The sequence below is a fragment of the Erwinia sp. S38 genome, assembly GCF_016624545.1.
In the GTDB taxonomy this organism is placed as follows: domain Bacteria; phylum Pseudomonadota; class Gammaproteobacteria; order Enterobacterales; family Enterobacteriaceae; genus Erwinia; species Erwinia coffeiphila.
Genome location: NZ_JACVTS010000003.1, coordinates 305,952 through 322,848, shown reverse-complemented (window position 1 = coordinate 322,848; position 16,897 = coordinate 305,952). Strand labels below are relative to the sequence as shown.

Annotated in this window: 16 protein-coding genes; 7 read left to right on the top strand and 9 right to left on the bottom strand. The window is 56.4% G+C overall.

Going from position 1 to position 16,897, the window contains the following annotated elements; genetic code table 11:
• Window positions 1-233: 233 nt before the first annotated feature.
• Window positions 234-1,238 carry a Gfo/Idh/MocA family oxidoreductase gene (locus tag IBT46_RS05860; protein ID WP_200544788.1) on the bottom strand — a complete coding sequence of 335 codons (1,005 nt, stop codon included), beginning with the start codon at window positions 1,236-1,238 and terminating at the stop codon, window positions 234-236.
• 110 nt (window positions 1,239-1,348) lie between these two features.
• On the opposite strand from IBT46_RS05860, the gene IBT46_RS05855 reads away from it, so the two are divergent.
• Window positions 1,349-2,368 carry a LacI family DNA-binding transcriptional regulator gene (locus IBT46_RS05855; protein ID WP_200544786.1) on the top strand — a complete coding sequence of 340 codons (1,020 nt, stop codon included), beginning with the start codon at window positions 1,349-1,351 and terminating at the stop codon, window positions 2,366-2,368.
• Between the two features lie 34 nt (window positions 2,369-2,402).
• On the opposite strand, the gene IBT46_RS05850 is transcribed toward IBT46_RS05855, so the two are convergent.
• The 4 genes from IBT46_RS05850 to IBT46_RS05835 form a co-directional block, all read right to left on the bottom strand.
• Window positions 2,403-2,780: a hypothetical protein gene (locus IBT46_RS05850; RefSeq protein WP_200544785.1), complete on the bottom strand. Its 378-nt coding sequence runs from the start codon at window positions 2,778-2,780 to the stop codon at window positions 2,403-2,405.
• Between the two features lie 161 nt (window positions 2,781-2,941).
• Window positions 2,942-3,055, bottom strand: a complete 114-nt coding sequence (locus IBT46_RS27680) for a hypothetical protein (RefSeq protein WP_200544783.1) — start codon at window positions 3,053-3,055, stop codon at window positions 2,942-2,944.
• Between the two features lie 86 nt (window positions 3,056-3,141).
• Entirely contained in the window at window positions 3,142-4,341 is a 1,200-nt protein-coding gene (fabV, locus tag IBT46_RS05840; protein ID WP_200544781.1) for an enoyl-ACP reductase FabV, read from the bottom strand.
• 113 nt (window positions 4,342-4,454) lie between these two features.
• Complete coding sequence (locus IBT46_RS05835) at window positions 4,455-5,795, bottom strand: D-serine ammonia-lyase (protein WP_200544780.1); 1,341 nt, start codon at window positions 5,793-5,795, stop codon at window positions 4,455-4,457.
• Between the two features lie 401 nt (window positions 5,796-6,196).
• Between IBT46_RS05835 and IBT46_RS05830 the strand changes: the two genes are divergently transcribed.
• From IBT46_RS05830 to IBT46_RS05820, 3 genes are all read left to right on the top strand, one after another.
• Window positions 6,197-7,471, top strand: coding sequence for a Glu/Leu/Phe/Val dehydrogenase (locus IBT46_RS05830; RefSeq protein ID WP_200544779.1), 1,275 nt, complete (start codon window positions 6,197-6,199; stop codon window positions 7,469-7,471).
• Between the two features lie 271 nt (window positions 7,472-7,742).
• Entirely contained in the window at window positions 7,743-8,768 is a 1,026-nt protein-coding gene (locus IBT46_RS05825) for a LacI family DNA-binding transcriptional regulator (protein WP_200544778.1), read from the top strand.
• 269 nt (window positions 8,769-9,037) lie between these two features.
• Window positions 9,038-9,865 carry a sugar phosphate isomerase/epimerase gene (locus IBT46_RS05820; protein WP_200544777.1) on the top strand — a complete coding sequence of 276 codons (828 nt, stop codon included), beginning with the start codon at window positions 9,038-9,040 and terminating at the stop codon, window positions 9,863-9,865.
• Window positions 9,866-10,000: 135 nt separating this feature from the next.
• Here IBT46_RS05820 and IBT46_RS05815 read toward each other — a convergent pair whose 3' ends face one another.
• From IBT46_RS05815 to IBT46_RS05805, 3 genes are all read right to left on the bottom strand, one after another.
• Window positions 10,001-10,420: a hypothetical protein gene (locus IBT46_RS05815; RefSeq protein WP_105595487.1), complete on the bottom strand. Its 420-nt coding sequence runs from the start codon at window positions 10,418-10,420 to the stop codon at window positions 10,001-10,003.
• Between the two features lie 93 nt (window positions 10,421-10,513).
• Window positions 10,514-10,960 (bottom strand): DUF441 domain-containing protein, encoded by a 447-nt coding sequence (locus IBT46_RS05810; RefSeq protein WP_200544775.1) that lies wholly within the window; start codon window positions 10,958-10,960, stop codon window positions 10,514-10,516.
• A gap of 71 nt (window positions 10,961-11,031) precedes the next feature.
• Entirely contained in the window at window positions 11,032-11,958 is a 927-nt protein-coding gene (locus IBT46_RS05805) for an AraC family transcriptional regulator (protein ID WP_200544773.1), read from the bottom strand.
• A gap of 120 nt (window positions 11,959-12,078) precedes the next feature.
• On the opposite strand from IBT46_RS05805, the gene IBT46_RS05800 reads away from it, so the two are divergent.
• Genes IBT46_RS05800 through IBT46_RS05790 form a run of 3 tightly spaced genes read left to right on the top strand, consistent with a single transcriptional unit; the run spans window position 12,079 to window position 16,237 of the window.
• Window positions 12,079-14,049, top strand: coding sequence for a TonB-dependent receptor (locus IBT46_RS05800; RefSeq protein WP_200544772.1), 1,971 nt, complete (start codon window positions 12,079-12,081; stop codon window positions 14,047-14,049).
• Window positions 14,046-15,053, top strand: coding sequence for a methyltransferase domain-containing protein (locus tag IBT46_RS05795; protein ID WP_200544770.1), 1,008 nt, complete (start codon window positions 14,046-14,048; stop codon window positions 15,051-15,053). Before IBT46_RS05800 ends, IBT46_RS05795 begins: the two co-directional genes overlap by 4 nt.
• On the top strand, window positions 15,050-16,237 hold the full coding sequence (locus IBT46_RS05790; RefSeq protein ID WP_200544768.1) for an MFS transporter: 1,188 nt from the start codon (window positions 15,050-15,052) through the stop codon (window positions 16,235-16,237). The genes IBT46_RS05795 and IBT46_RS05790 overlap by 4 nt, the downstream gene beginning before the upstream one ends.
• Here the strand turns inward: IBT46_RS05790 and IBT46_RS05785 are convergent, their stop codons facing one another.
• Window positions 16,238-16,870: a hypothetical protein gene (locus IBT46_RS05785; protein WP_200544766.1), complete on the bottom strand. Its 633-nt coding sequence runs from the start codon at window positions 16,868-16,870 to the stop codon at window positions 16,238-16,240.
• Window positions 16,871-16,897 lie beyond the last annotated feature (27 nt).

Genomic DNA, 16,897 nt, shown 5'->3' with positions numbered 1-16,897 from the left:
ATCGGGCGTTTTACAGGCAGAACGTTGTCAACCTAAATCAGGACTAGTCACGGTAATGGCCGATTCACTGCGCAAGGGTATTTTTTGATGACATGCCCTTTGCAGCGATCGTCATTAGCATATAGCAAAGGAGTGACTCTTTGCTCGATCTGCTACGCGTGAGAAAAATGGTCTGTACGATGAAAGCAAGAGGATGAAACCGACCGCCAGCGGCGATCGGCTGCGGTCATATTTTACAGCAGCTCCACCTTGCAGAAGGTTCCGGATTCCAGCGATTTAACCGCCGCTTCGGCAATCGCCTGCGCCTGTAGCCCGTCGTGCAGGCCCGGCACCGATATAGCTTCGCCGTTCAGCGAGCGAACAAACGCATCCAGATGCAGATAGTAGGTTTCTTTCACGCGGTTGAACCAGTCGGCATACAGCGGTGGCAGGTTGATACCGGAAGTGCTGTAAAGCGTTGCCCCCTGCGGACTTTGTGCCGCGGAGTCGGACATCCCCTGCGAACCGAGTACGGTAATACGCTCGTCATAGCCGTATCCGGTCCGGCGCGTATTATCCAACTGCGCCAGCGCCCCGCTGCGCATTTTCATCATCAGCACCGAGGTGTCAACATCGCCGAAGCTGGCAATTTCCGGCATCGCCAGCGCCGATCCCATGGCTCCGATGGTTTCAACTTCATCTTCGGTCAGCCAGCGCAGCAGATCGAAGAAATGAATGGCCTGATCGCGCATCTGGCCGCCGGAGGTTTGCAGATAGCTGAGCGGCGGCAGTTCAGACGCACGGCAGACCATCTGGATCAGTTCCGCTTTCCCAATCAGCCCCTGCTGCAAATGCTGTTTCAGCTGGTTGTGGCTGGGATCGAAGCGGCGGTTGAAGCCGACCGTCACCGGGACCGGATGGCGTGCGACTTCTTCCACAACCCGGCGGGCTTTATCCAGTGACAGGTCAATAGGTTTTTCACAGTACACCGCCTTGCCGGCTGCTGCCGATGCGGCCAGGAACTCCGCGTGTGATGGAGTTGACGTCGCAATCAGGATGGTATCGATGGCATCACTGTTAATCGCCTCCGTCACGCTGCCCACGCGCGCTCCGTAGCGGCTGGCAATGTCATCGGCGCGGCTGCGATCCTGATCGGCCACCATGACCAGTTCAATATCCGGGTGGGCCGCCAGGTTTTTAGCATGAACCTGGCCGATAAATCCGGTGCCCAGCAGAGCAAACTTACGTTTTTGTACCATTTTGCGACGCCTTTATAGGTTAAACATCAGTGTTCGATTGCCAGGATAGCGCCAGTGAATATACTGGCTGAATCGACTTTTTGATGGAAATCCATCATGCGGAGGAATAAGTGACAAAGATCACGCTGGAGGAGCTGGCAAAGCAGATTGGCGTGGGCGTTGCTACCGTCGATCGGGTACTTAACGAACGCGGCGGAGTTTCCCCGGCCACAACGCGCCGGGTCCTGCAGGCGGCACGAGAAGCGGGTTTGAAGCGTATTTTGCCGGACGCACACCGCCAGCCGTGGCAGATTGCCCTGCTGCTGAGCAGCAGCGATGCCTTTTTCTTCAGCCAGCTGAGCCAGGACTTTAGCAATCTTGCCGGTCAACTCGGCTACGGTCAGGTGACGCTGCACCGCACGCTGATCGCCGAAGATAACCCCGAACTGCTGGCGGCGCAGATCGTCAAGGCCAGCGAGCAGCGCGACGGCATTATTGTTTTTGCCCACGCGCATCCGGCGATCTATGCCGCACTTGAGCACTGTTACCAGCGCAACGTCCCGGTGATCACGCTGGCGACCGACCTGCCAGGGGCGAAGCGTTTGTGCCACGTCGGGATTAATCAGCTACAGGCCGGGCGCACCGCCGGGCTGCTGATGGGAAAAATGATCGCCGGACCGGGTGAGGTGATTATCATCAGCGGGCGGATGGATTACCTGGCGCACCGGCAGCGGGTGGAGGGATTCAGTGCGGTACTGGCCAGCCAGTTTCCGCATCTGCGGGTGCATAAAGCACTGGCGGCGCTGGACGACCGCCAGCAGGTCAGCCGCCTGCTGGAGCAGCAGCTGTACGAGAGCAAAACGATTCACGGGGTTTACAATACCGGTTTGGGAAATCGCGAAATTGGCGAGGCGCTGGCGCGCTATCGGCTGCTAAATAAAACGGTCTTTATCACCCATGAACTATATCCCACCACCCGCTCGCTGCTGGCGCAGGATGCGCTGGCACTGGCACTCGATCAAAACACGCGGGAGATGGCGCAGCGCTCAATGACGCTGATGCTGAAATATCTGGAGCAGCAAAACGAACCGCACGAGTACGTCGACGGCAAAATTGAATTTGTGCTTTATACGCGGGAGAACAGCCAGTGAGCAGTGCGGCAGCATGATGCTGCCGCGTCGACTATCAGGCTTCTTTAACAATCTGGCGAGTCAGTTCGCTGCGGATATCGAAGCAAAGATTGCGCAGATTGAACTGATATTTTGGTAAGGCGATATCGTCAATGTCGCTGCCAATTTTGCCGCGAATTTCCATATATTTGCTCAACTGGCCGTTGATGCGGTCGAAACGCTGACGGTACTGCTGATAAACCGTGACGTTATAGGACTGGAGTGCATCCAGCTCATCACGGCACTGCCCAACGCGAGCATCGAATGCGCTCAGGGTTGGTTTTTCAACAACCGGCTGCGGTGGCGGAGGCGGCGGGGCAATTCGAGGTTGCGGATGAACAGCACAACCCGTGACTAAAAAAGCCATCATCAGCGCCGGAACTAATTTATTCATATCATCACCAGATTGCATTCCTGCTAGCGCAGGAGAAGAGGTAACAGTGCAAAATCCGTCCGTTGCACACAGTTAAAGCCCCGTAACAGGCTTAGTTTTACTTTGCGAGTTTTCATCTGTAAGGAAGCGCAGTGATAATAGCAAAAAATGTCGCAAATTATCTACTTACACCACCTTAAAGCTCGTGGATTTTTAATAAATTCTGATACGCACTCTCTTTGATTGCTAATACGCTGGCTGGCGATACTTTTATATGGGGCAAAAAAAACCGCCATCGGCTAACGATGGCGGTTGATCACGCTGAATGAAGCAGCGCGCTTAAAAACTCAGTCGCTGCTGCGTTCATTCATCCGGGCAGGAATTACATCTGCACCAGATTGTTGATTTTCACATCCGGATTAACGTCAGCCGCGTAGTCAACGCCTTCCAGACCGAAGCCGAACAGGTGCATAAACTCAGCTTTATAGCCGGCGAAATCGGTCAGCTCGTTCAGGTTCTCGTCGGTCACAACGGACCACAGACGCGTCACTTCTTCCTGCACTTCCGGCTGCAGCTCTTTGTAGTCAGCGCGCAGACGACCGGTTTCATCCAGAATTGGTGATGCATTGTACAGGCTGTCTTTGAACAGACCGTAAACCTGCTCGATACAGCCTTCGTGGGTGCCTTTCTCTTTCATCACTTTAAACAGCAGTGACAGATACAGCGGCATTACCGGGATCGCGGAGCTGGCCTGAGTGACAACCGCTTTCAGCACGGAAACGCGCGCGTCGCCGTTGCCGTGAGCAGCCAGGGTGTCGCGAATGGTCAGAACGCGCTTGTCCAGGTCCTTTTTCGCTTCGCCGATAGAACCGTTCCAGTAGATATCGTGGGTGATTTTCTCGCCCAGGTAGGTGAAGGCCGTTGTTTTTGCGCCTTCAGCCAGCACGCCAGCTTCCAGCAGTGCGTCGATCCACATCTGCCAGTCTTCGCCGCCCATCACCGCGACGGTGCCTTCGATCTCTTCCTGCGAAGCCGGTTCCAGCGCCACATCATTGATGGTTTCTTTATCGGTATTCAGACCACGGGTGACCAGTGATTTGCCGATTGGCTTCAGCGTGGAGTTGAACACTTCACCGGTTTTTGGATGGGTACGGCGCGGCGCGGCCAGGCTGTACACCACCAGATCAACCTGACCGAGGTCCTGTTTGATCAGTTCAATTGTTTTCTGCTTAACGGCATCAGAATAAGCGTCGCCGTTGATGCTTTTCGCATACAGACCTTTAGCCGTTGCCAGCTCTTCGAATGCCGCGGAGTTATACCAGCCGGCGGTGGCTGGTTTACTCTCTTCGCCCGGGCGTTCAAAGAACACGCCCAGCGTGTCAGCACCGCAGCCGAATGCAGCGGAAATACGCGCTGCGAGGCCGTAACCCGTTGAGGCGCCGATGACCAGAACTTTTTTCGGGCCGGAAGCGATCTCGCCCTGAGCAGTAACGTACTCGATCTGTTTTTCTACGTTAGCTTTACAACCCGCCGGGTGGGCAGTAACACAGATGAAGCCACGAATGCGTGGTTTAATAATCATGTCGACCTCAATATAGGAAACTTTTTCGGCGCTAGAATACCGCTTATGCCGTTCCAGGCAAAGCACGGATGCACGCTTATCGCCCGACCGACTACTCTGAAGACGATGATTGTTTACTCTTTAAGCGCCAATGTGGCCGCCACACGGTACTTTGCCATCTCATCCGCAGGCACCATGCCACCACCGGTCGCCCACACCAGATGCGTTGCGCCCGCCAGCGCCCGCGCGGAAATCCCCTGTTTTTCCCGTTGCTCACTCTGCGCCGTCAGCCGCCACGGGCCAGCCATACCGGCCAGCGCCGACGGTTCCAGCGCCAGCTGCTGATGCCGCTCGGTCAGGCCCAGCAGTGCATACATCTCTTCGTCAGTCAGTGTATAAAAGGCGCTGAGTAACCGTTCCATCGCCCGACCAACAAAACCGGAAGCACGCCCCACGGCCAGCCCGTCTGCCGCCGTGACGTTATCAATGCCCAGGTCCTGCACTGAAATGTCATCATGCAAACCGGTAATCACGCCAAGCAGCATGCACGGTGAATGCGTTGGCTCTGCAAAAATGCAGTGGACGCTATCGCCAAAGGCCAGCTTGAGGCCAAACGCCACCCCACCGGGGCCACCACCGACGCCGCACGGCAGATAGACAAACAGCGGATGTTCCGCATCTACGGTAATCTGCTGCGCGGCCAGCTGCTGTTTAAGCCGATCGCCCGCAACCGCGTAGCCAAGGAATAGATTGTGCGAATTTTCATCGTCAATAAAGAAACAGCGCTCGTCCAAAGCGGCCTGTCGCCGCCCCTCCGCCACCGCCACGCCGTAATCCTGCTCGTACTCCACCACGGTCACGCCGTGGCTGCGCAGTTTTTGCTTTTTCCAGGCGCGGGCGTCGGCGGACATATGTACCGTAACGTCAAATCCAAGCGCGGCGCTGATAATACCAATCGACAGACCGAGATTACCGGTGGAACCTACCGCGATACGGTGCTGGCTGAAGAACTGGCGAAATTCAGGCTCTGCCAGGCGAACGTAATCATCCTGCGGCGTAAGCAATCGAGCTTCAATTGCCAGCTTTTCGGCATGCGCCAGCACTTCATAGATACCGCCACGCGCTTTGATTGACCCGGAAATTGGCAGATGGCTGTCTTTTTTTAGCCACAGACTCCCCGTCAACTGCTGGCCATAACGCGCATCTAACACCGTTTGCAACACGGGCAGTGGACAGATCGGCGATTCAATAATGCCGCCGCTGGCCTGAGTTTCCGGAAAAGCGATGGCCAGCCAGGGAGCAAAACGTTCAAGCCTTGCGGCCGCATCGGCTACCTGTTCAGCACTCAGCCCTACGTGAGGATAACCTTCCTGCATGCTGGTGTAGCGAGGGTTGAACCAGGTGACGGGTTGTAGTGCACATAACTCATTTAACAGTGGAAAGCTCTGCTTCAGGCTTTCAGCGTCCGTTAACATAGTTTCTTCTCCTGAATCTCGGCGGCATGATGTTTATTCAATGTGATTCAACTCTCGCGGCGGGCATCAACACCAAAGTATGATCGCATTCAAATTTCTGAAAAATATAATAAAAATGGCAATATGCAGTTTACCTGCATAACTATCAGCTGAAAACCGCCGGTTAAGCAACTCTGCCCGAACCCCGAGGGTAACTATGCAGTTTCAGGTGGTTTTTTTGCACCAAAACGGAGCAATTTACAATTATTTAATAAGTTTGAAACTTTTTTTTGGTGTTAAATTGATGGCAGCTCAGTGAGATGTCCTGAGCAATCCACGGTAATTAGTAGTTATAACTAAGCACCCCGCGCCGGTGCATTCTTATCTCAGGCGAAGCGGTGCTAATAAAATAAAGGTTTGTTATGGAAAAGCTATCTTACGTATCTGAAGGCAGCAAGACAGCCTGGTCAACCTACCTGCAGCAAATCGATCGCGTGGCCCCCTATCTTGGCGAACTGTCGCGCTGGATCGACACACTGCGCCATCCGAAGCGTGCGCTGATTGTTGATATTCCACTCCAGATGGATGACGGGACTATTCGTCACTTCGAAGGCTTTCGCGTGCAGCACAACCTTTCTCGCGGGCCGGGTAAAGGCGGTGTGCGCTATCACCCGAACGTCGACCTGAATGAAGTGATGGCACTCTCCGCCTGGATGACCATTAAATGCGCGGCGGTAAACCTGCCTTACGGCGGCGCAAAAGGCGGTATTCGCGTCGATCCTTTCGCCCTGTCGGAAGGCGAACTGGAGCGTCTGACCCGTCGTTACACCAGCGAAATCGGTCTGATTATTGGGCCACAGAAAGATATTCCGGCACCGGATGTCGGCACCAATGGCAAAGTGATGGCCTGGATGATGGATACTTATTCCATGAATCACGGCACCACGATTACCGGCGTGGTAACCGGTAAGCCGATCCACCTTGGCGGCTCTCTGGGCCGTGAAAAAGCCACCGGGCGCGGCGTATTTATTACAGGCCGTGAAGTGGCACGCCGCAGCGGTATTGAGCTGGAAGGCGCCAGAGTTGCCGTACAGGGCTTTGGTAACGTTGGCAGCGAGGCCGCTCGCCTGTTTGCCAGCGCCGGTGGCCGCGTGGTCGCGATTCAGGATCACACCGCAACGCTGTTTAACGCTCAGGGTATCGATCTGGCAGCACTCACCGAATGGCAGGCCACTCATAAAAAAATCGCCGGCTTCACCGGGGCTGACGTGATTAGCGATGACGCTTTCTGGGACGTGGAAATGGATATTCTGATCCCGGCCGCGCTGGAAGGTCAAATCACTCGCCAGCGTGCCGAGAAGCTGCACTGCCGTCTGGTGCTTGAAGGTGCCAACGGCCCGACCTTCCCGGAGGCGGATGACGTACTGGCCGAACGCGGCATTACCGTGGTTCCTGACGTTATCTGCAACGCCGGTGGGGTAACCGTCAGCTACTTTGAGTGGGTGCAGGATATGGCCAGTTTCTTCTGGAGCGAAGACGAAATTAACGAACGCATGGATAAAATCATGACCGAGGCGATGATCCACGTCTGGGACAAAGCGCGTGAGAAAGAGTGCAGCCTGCGTACATCGGCCTATATTGTGGCCTGTGAACGTATTCTGATGGCGCGTAAAGATCGCGGTATCTATCCGGGCTAATCCGTCTGTTTGGGGCGGTTTTCCGCCCCTGTTCAGTGCCTTGCGTGCTATTTCAGCCACAACACCAGCGTTTTACCTTCGATGAGTGACTCGCCGTTCCCTCTGTCAAATCACGCCATTTTTAGCTCCCGACTTGCTGTCTGGCCCCCTTTTCACTTGTAGCGGAATATTTGCACCCGAGTGCAGATATCGCTACCGGCCTGCTATACTGTCGAAAAATTTTCGGTTTCAGATTCTTTTCCACAATGATAACAGCGGGTTACGGCTCACCATGCAGAAAAAAAACTTACCTAAAGCGCCGATGAGAAAAGTGACCGCCAGCGATGTCGCTCACAGAGCAGGCGTTTCAAAATGGACGGTATCCCGGGCGTTCACCGACGGCGCATCCATCTCCCCGGCCACCCTGGAGCGCGTGAAGGCCGCCGCCAGTGCGCTGGGCTATCGCCCTAACCTGCTGGCCCGCAGCCTGTCCAAAAAAAGCTCGCGCATCATCGGCGTGGTGGTTGATGAGCTGCACAATCCAAACCTGATGCCGCTGCTGGACGAAGTGACCCGGCAGCTGCAGCAACGGGGATATCTTGCTCTGCTGTTGAATATCAGCCAGCGCGATGAAGGGCTGTTGACCCTCGCAGACCAGCTACAGGTTGACGGACTGCTGTTTATGGGAACGCTGCTCAGCGAAGAAATTATTCGTCTGGCGCAGGATATTCACCACATCCCTCTGGTACAGATAGGTCGCAGCAGTACTCATCCTTATATTCAGGTGGTCACCACTGACGGATATCAGGCTGGCGTTGCTATGGCCGATCTGCTGCACGGTGAAGGCTTCTGCCGCTTTGGCTACATGAAAGGCCCGGATACCGACTCCAGCCAGCTCTTACGCTTTGACGGCTACCGCGACCGTCTGCTGGCACTGGGCGTTGATGAAGCGCGTATCACCATGCTGCATGCCAATCATTATCAGCGAGCCAGCGGCTATCATACCCTCGCTCACTATTTAAATCAGACCAGTGCAGACCGTCGAATTGACGCCCTGTTTTGCGAAAATGACGTTCTGGCCATCGGGGCAATTGAAGCGTTGCGGGCAGCAAATGCCTCAGGTTTGATGGGAATTGTTGGCTTTGACGGGATTGAACTGGCCGCATCGGAGAGCTATTGCCTGACCACCTGCGGCCAACCCTTTTCCGAACTGGTGCCCGATGCGGTGCGTCGTCTGACCTCTCCCTGGATTGAGGAACACAACGCGCTTTATCCCGGCAGGATTGAACTACGCGATTCGCATCGTCGTCATCGATGAAAGGCATGATGTTTTTCTATCATTATCTATCATTTGGTCGATAACGTCATGGCAAAACATGATCGACTTCAAAGAATTTATATTTCATTTATATATTAAATGGAATTTAAATTCCTTTAACCATAGGCTGTCTCCATTCGCAGGCCACCAGACGTCAGATAATGATCGAAGGTGATGAATGATATCAAACTATCAAATCTATCATTTCACTCTGATAGATATCATTCAGTCTCGTCGCGCATTAAAGCAATCAGAATGAGAGATGACCGATGAAAAAAGCGTTACATGGCGTTTCCGTTTTACATTCTAACGCGGTGACTCAGTTGCGTATCGCCCATGAAACGGGCTTTGATGCACTGGAACTGCTGCCGGAGCACCTGTTCCGTTACCTGGAGCACGGCGGAACGCTGGAAAAGTATAAACAGCTGATGCAGCACTACAATATTGAAATCAGCTGCATTAATGCGCTGAAGCGCATTGGCCGTCATCAGCCGCAGGAACGCCGCGAAATGCTGGATGAGGCGGACAAAATTTGCCGTGCCGCTCAGGCGCTGGGCTGCCCGGTGGTACAGATTATGGCGCTGAATGAAATCGATGCGCTGTCTGAAGCAGAGCGTACGGAGATTCTGACGCAAAACGTCCGGGATATTGCGGCGATTGGCGCACAGTACGGCATTAAATTCCAGATCGAGGTGGTTGCTTTTACGCCGTTTAACAGCCTGAAACAGGGCCAGGCGATTATCGATGCTGTCGGTGCCGATAATGTCGGCGTCGTGATTGATTTCTGGCACCTGTACGCCGGTGGTGATACAACCCCGGAAGAGGTGGAAGCCCTTGATGTTAATCTGATTTATGGCGTGCATTTTTGCGATGGCCGCCGTTTGCACCCGGGAGAGGCGTGGGACGAGCGCGTACAGCGTAACTATCAGCCGGGTGAAGGTGAAGTGGATATCGATCGCTGGGTGGCTGCGGTGAATAAAACCGGCTACAGCGGCGTATGGTGCCCGGAGCTGCTCAGCCCGACACACTGGGAAGACGATCTGTGGCAAATAGCCCGCGATTCAATGGACAGCCTGACGGCATACACCAGCAAGTAAGGTAAGAGATAAACAAAACCGCCCTCTTATCTGGCGTGATGCAGTCCTGCACCGCTATCCCGGATAAGAAGGGAGGGATCATGAAGTAGGGTTGGCAAGATGACTGGCAGGTTCCATGCGGAACCTGCCCTTTTTTTAGGCGTTATTCGCCGCGTCTTGCGCTGCCTGATAGCGTTGTTTAAAGGCTTCATTGTCTTCCACCAGGCGCAGCGCCGCTTCAATCAGTTCGTTCTGCACCAGCGTCGTTGAACCGCCGCTGGTCACCCAGTGAATATACATCACGCACAGCGCGGCAACCTGCAATGCTTCTCCTTCCTCATTTTCACCGTCGAACTGATACTCGGCCAGTGACCAGTCGTAAACGGCATTGACGAAGGGCATATCACCGCTTTCGTCCAGTGCAGGGAGCGTGTGAAACAGTTCAACCATTTCCGGCGTCGCTTCGTAGTTCTGGCGGCCAATTGCATCAAGTTTGCGGCCGTGCGCGCGGCTTTTGTTGGCCTGTTTCGCTTTTTCTTTCGCGCGTTTTTTACGCTTATCCTGTTTTGTACTCACGGTATTCTCTGCTTGCGGAATGGGATGGGCCGCAGAATAGCACAGCGCGACAACGTAACCGATATTATGCGGCAGAAAGCACGCCTACCCGATTCAGAACTTACCAATCAGCAGCGAAACCAGACCGGCCGCAATCAGAGGCCCGACCGGCACGCCGCGAAACAGCGAAACGCCAATAATGGTGCCAATCAGCAGTCCGCCGACGATGGTCGGCTGGCTGCTCATCAGCGAGACGCCGCGCCCACCGACCCATGAAACAAAAATTCCCACCGCAATCGCCAGCAGTGATTTCCAGTGCAGGAAGGAGTGCAACAGCGTGCTGGAGGGCAGAGAACCGCTGGCAATCGGCGCCATTACCCCAACGGTCAAAATAATGATACCAACGGTCACGCCCTGCTTTTCAATCCATGGAAAAGTCTGCTGCAGCGGGGTCAGTCGAATAGCGACCAGCACCAGGAGAGCAATCGTGACAGTGAGGTTATGACTGAAATAACTTAAGGCAGCAAGAAACAGCAGAATGACTAAAGACAGATCGAACATGTTTAATTCCCGGACGACAAAATCGGTAGCAGCATATTGTTATCCCAGCATAAACATTTTTTTCACATCCTCTACTTTTTTTTCCCGGTGACCTCACTGGGCTGGCGACCAAAATAGCGATAAAACGCCACGCTGAAGTTGTTAGCATGGCGATAGCCCACCTGCCAGCCAGCCTGCGCAACCTGATAGCCCTGTTCCAGCAGACGATGGGCTTTTTCCATCCGCATCTGTAATAGCATCTGACCGGGGGTGGTGTTAAAGCGCTGATGAAAACCCTGCTTCAATTTGTAGTCACTCAGCCCCACCGCCATCGCCAGCGTACTTAACGAAAACGGTTCTTCGAGATGGGCCAGCATCCAGTCACGGGCCTGCTCCAGCTGGAGGTCGTCTCTGGGATGCAGCGGTTTGTGCTTCACCTCTTCAACTAAATGCCGCTGCAGGGCCAGTAAATTTAATGCGTGGATCTGCAGCATCAGCGCGTCATTACCGCCCTGCCTGAGCTGCTCTAACAGCGTGGCCGTTGCCCGACTGTAAGGCGTGAAGGCATGGTTAACCACGCGACCGGTGGCGAACAGCCTGTCGCAGACCGCCGCGCCAAGATAATGACTCACGCAGTCGGCGCTTAGCAGCAGGCGCAACTGGCTGACCTGTTCTCCGCCTCGATAGCGCCGCTCTCCCTGACTGCCGTGAAAGCTGGTGACGGTAAGCTGGCCCTCGGTAAACTGCGTTTCGCTGCCGTCGCGCCCGCAAAACTGCGAGTTTCCTGCCAGACCAAAAGTCAGCACCAGCATTGGGCGATCGTGAGGGTTGCAGGTTTCCTCGATCAGAGGGCGCACCGGCTGATAGTTGGAACAGACGACGGTAAAGCCCTCTGCTACCGGATTGAAACGGGAAAGGCATTGCCCCACCGTGGCAGGCAGTGACCGAATGTTGCCCTGCTGTTCAGCATCCGCCGATGTCAGCCGATAGCTTTGCGTCCCCTGGAAAGCCTGAATCATCACCTTCACCGTTTCACAGACTAAAATCACCGCCTCGCATATAAACGAGGATAATAAGCATTCTCATTATAGATATCATAGTTGCTGACCCTGCGCTATCGACAAACGATGAGGATGAGAATGGCACGATCTTACTGGGGCCTGCTGCTGGCGGCCCCCGGCATGACGGCAATCGCCGCCGACGTACAGAATAATGAGATGGTGGTCACCGCCACCAAAACGGAACTGCCTGCCGTGCAAGTACCGGCATCGCTTTCCGTTCTTTACGGTGAAGATCTTGAAGAACGCCGGGTAGACAGTGTGAGCCAGCTGGCAGCCATGACACCCGGTATGGCATTTCAGCCCTGGGGCCAGGCCGGCACTAACCTTGCGGTGGTACGTGGAGTAACCGGCAGCGGCAGCGGGTTTAACTCGGCCATGCTGCTCAGCGAAGACGGCGTGCCCCTGCTGGCCGGACAGGGTTTTGATAATAATTTCCTCGACGTCGATCGCGTGGAGATCCTGCGCGGGCCGCAGTCATCGCTCTACGGCCGCAATGCCGAAGTCGGGGTCATCAACGTTGTCACCCGCACGCCGGATAATCTACAACGCGGTGAAATTACGGCGATTGCCGGTAGCCGCCAGCGGCAGCAGCTGCGCGGTAGCTTCAGTACTCCGCTGGTTGAGGATCGGCTGTATGCCGCCGTAGCGGGCGAATGGAAATCGCAAAACGGTTACGTTGATAACACCACCACCGGCGGCAAAGCCGACGATCGCGAGCGCAATAACGCGCGGATCGTGCTGCGCTGGACGCCGACCGACGCCGACGATATCCGCCTGCGCTACAGCCAGCAGCGCTATCACGACGGCGGCTCGCAGTGGGGACCGGCGGCCAGCCGCGACAGAAAAGTCGCCAGCGGCACCGATTCATGGAACCACTCACAGGCCAGCGTCGTCTCCCTCGACTATCGCCACCTGTTGTCAAACGGCTGGCAGTTCCGTTCCATCAGCGCCCGCACCGAAATTCTCGACCGTATTCAGCAGGATACCGATTTCACCGCGCCGGATACGCTGCATATGCAGCGCGATAATCAGTTCACCACCCTCTCTCAGGAATTCCGCCTTCAGGGCGAAGGCAGCGATCATCGCTGGCTGGCCGGGCTGTACTTCGATCGCGACGACAACGATTACCGCTTCGTACAAAAGCTGCCGATGATGTCCACCGAAATGCGCAACGCGCAGACCGGCAATACGCAGGCGCTGTTCGGGGAATGGACGCAGATGCTGGGCGGCCCGTGGAGCGTAACGCTGGGTGGGCGCATTGAGCGCAGCGAAATTGAAATGTCCCCGACGGGGATGGATAAACGCAGCTCCACCTGGCACAACGTCTCGCCGAAAATTACCGTACAGTATCAGTGGCAGCCCGATCTGCAAAGCTACGCCAGCTACAGCCAGGGCTATCGCGCCGGTGGCTATAATCTGTTTTCACCGGCGACCGACTACTTCCGTTACAACCCGGAAAAAGTACATTCCTGGGAGCTGGGGGTTAAGGGTTTGTCCGACGATCGCCGCCTGCGTTACAGCAGCTCAGTCTACCTGATGGATATCGACGATATGCAGGTTCAGCAGGTGGTCCAGGCCGGTGTGGTGTATATCAACAACGCAGCAAAAGCCCGATCTACCGGCTGGGAGCTGGAAGCCGACTATGCGCTGCTGCCTGAACTGCGCCTGCAGGGTTCACTCGGGCTCAACCATACCCGTTTCGATAACTATCGCGACGGCAGCAACGACTATGCCGGTAATCACAACACCTTCGCGCCGGATGCCACCGCCAGCCTCGGACTGCGCTACGAACATACCAGCGGTGCTTACGGCCTGCTGCAGTGGCACGGGGCCAGCCATAGCTTCCTCGATGCGGGCAATCAGTATCGTCAGGCCGGTTACGGCGTTGTCGACATGACCCTCGGTTATGCCTGGCGCGACCTGGACGTTTCGCTGTTCGTCGACAACCTGACCGATAAAGAGTATGACGCCGTGGGCTACCTCAGCGGCAGCGTACGTATTTACAGCCCGCCGCGTGAACTTGGCCTGAAAGTGAGCTACAAACTATGACCTTTCCCGTCACGATGATCGACCGGCTGGCCGCCGACAGCGTGCTGGCTGACAGCGTGCAGCTGGCGCTGCAAAACAATCTGTTTGACCACTTGCAGAACCCGCTCAGCGCGCGGCAGCTGGCGGAGAAGTTGCAGTGGCATGCCGACCCCACTGCGCATCTGCTGGAGCTGCTGTGGAGTTTTCAACTGCTGGATCGACAGCAGCAGCAAGGCGAATCGCTTTTTTATCGCACCGCTTCGGCTGTCATTCCGTACCTCTGCCAGCAGGGTGAACGCTATATGGGTGATGCATGGCGCTACCGCCTTCAGGCGCTGCGCGGATTTGGCCAGCAGCTGGCTGAGATGCTCAAGCAGCCGCTGCCCGAATACAGCGAACAGCTGCCGCATGACGCCGCCTGGGCCGCTGCCGCTGGGGGACAAATTGCGCAGGAGCAGCGGGCGCTCACCGCCGATACCGCCTGCGCGATCGCCGCCACCGTGACACGCTTCAACCATCCGGCCAGAATGCTCGATATGGGCGGCGGGCCGGGACTGGTCAGCGCGGCGCTGGCGCAGCGTTATCCGCAGCTGACCGGCGTGGTGCAGGATCTGCCGCTAACCGCCAGGGTGGCACAGGGAAATCTCGATGCCGCCGGTGTGAGCGATCGTTTCAGCGCGGTCAGCGAACTGGTGGACAGCGACCGCTTCGACATTATCTGGTGCTCCTCGTTTCTGCACTTCGTGGCCGATCCGGCGCAGACGCTCGCCGATCTGTATCGACGGCTGAATCCCGGAGGCGTCTTAATCAGTGCCCACGCACGCCTGGGTGACGATCCGCAGCAGGTTAGCCGGGTTCTGCCCTTCTTCCTGCCGCTGCTGATGCGTGGTAAGCACGTCTTCCACCACCATCAGCTGACGCAGATGCTGACCGAAGCAGGTTTTCGGGTGGAGGATCGCGGTGAACAGCCGTTTCCAATGGCACCGCTGCACATTCACTGCGCCTGGCGCGGAGAACGCTCGTGAGCCGGGCGCTGCTGCAGCTGACGTTTTTCTGGTTTAACGTCAGCCTGACGCTTCCGGTCACGTGGCTGATGCTCGGCCTGCCGCTGATCCTGCATCAGCAGGGCTGGAGCGGCCAGCAGCTGGGGCTGTTCCAGCTGGCGGCCCTGCCTGCGGTGATCAAACTGTGGCTGGCGCTGCCGGTGGAACGGGGAAGGCTGTTCCGCCAGCGCTATAAAAGCTGGGGAAGTCTGCTCTGGCTGGGGCTGGCACTGCTGTTTGCCCTGCTCAGCCAGTTCGATTTGCAGCAGAATAAAAGCCTGCTGTTTGCTCTGCTGCTGTTTTGCAGCCTGCTGCTGGCCTGGTGCGATGTGCCGGTCAATGCGCTGGCGATTGCGTTGTTTCACGACGGCGAACAGGCCCGTGCCGGCAGCGTTCGCGCCGCTGCGCTGTTCACCGGCGCGGTGGGCGGCAGCGGCATTATGCTGCTGCTCTGGCAGCACTACGGTTGGGCGCTGCCCTGTCTGCTAATGAGCGCGGCGGCCCTGCTCTGCGCGCTGCTGCTGAGGCTGCTGCCGGAACCGCCCGCCGGGGAATATCGCCGCAGCGAGATGCTTGGCTTTTTCCGGCAGCCGGGAGGAAAAGGCTGGTATCCGCTCTGCGTTCTGGCCTTTCCGTTCCTCGGCAGCGGCTGGCTGTGGCTGAAACCGCTGCTGCTGGATGCCGGACTGCCGATGCAGCAGGTGATTATGTGGGTGGGCGTTGGCGGCAGCGTCACCGGTGCGCTGGTCAGCCTGATTGGCGCACGCTGGCTGAATCGAGGCAATGCCAGCACGGCGCTGCCGGGCTGGCTGCTGTTTGCCGGGATTTCGCTGCTGTTGCTGGCGGCAGGAGTCTCGCTAAAGCTTTCCGCCGCGCTGTTGCTGGCAATTTCCACGTTAATGGCCTGTGCCATCGGCGGACTGTCGGCACTGATGTTTATGCTGATGATGGCGTTCAGCCGCGAGGAAAATCGGGCGGTTGATTATGGTATCCAGGCGAGCCTGTTTACCCTGTCGCGGCTGAGCGTACCGCTGTTTAGCGGACTGCTGCTGGATCGTTTTGGCGGCGGAGTGATGCTGACCACGCTGGCACTCTGCACGCTGGCGGTGGCGCTGTATGCCTGGCTGCAACGGCGGACTATTGCGGCCAGGCTGGTACAGCCGTAATCAGGCGAGGCTGTCGATTGCGGCCTGCAGGCTGACCTGCGGGCCGCTCAATACCGACAGCGTGGTATGGATCAGCTTTTCCGCGCCGCTCATGGAGGCCTGCGCCAGAACAATGCAGCCGAGCGCGCATTCCGGCCGCTGGCGAATATAATCGGCGATAACCTGATGATAACCGGCGATATCCCCCTGATTAAACCACGCCCACGCACGCGGGATCAGCTCCACCACCAGACGTTCACCCGGAATAAAGGCGCTGAACAGGCGGGCCGTGGATTCAAGGGTCGAACTGGCGGTACAGAGTACCAGGATAGTGCCGTGATAGCGTGAAGACACTTTTGCCAGCGTGGCATCAATACGCAGCACCGGCTTGCTGAACTCGGTTTCAAAGGCCGCCACGCCGAGCGTGGTACAGGTGACGATCACCACATCCGCCTGTTCACACAGTTCGCTGATGGCCTGCCGGGTTGCCAGGGTAATATCGGGCGTCACTTCATTTTGCGCCACCGCGCGCTCAAACAGTTCGCTTTCTACACGGTGCAGCAGTTCAACGTCCGGGTAATCCAGGGCCAGCAGAGCCTGTTCAAAAACGTCAATATTGCTTCTGGCCGCATGCAGACAGGCGACAATGGCCATAATTCTCTCCAGGATGAGTATGGCGGC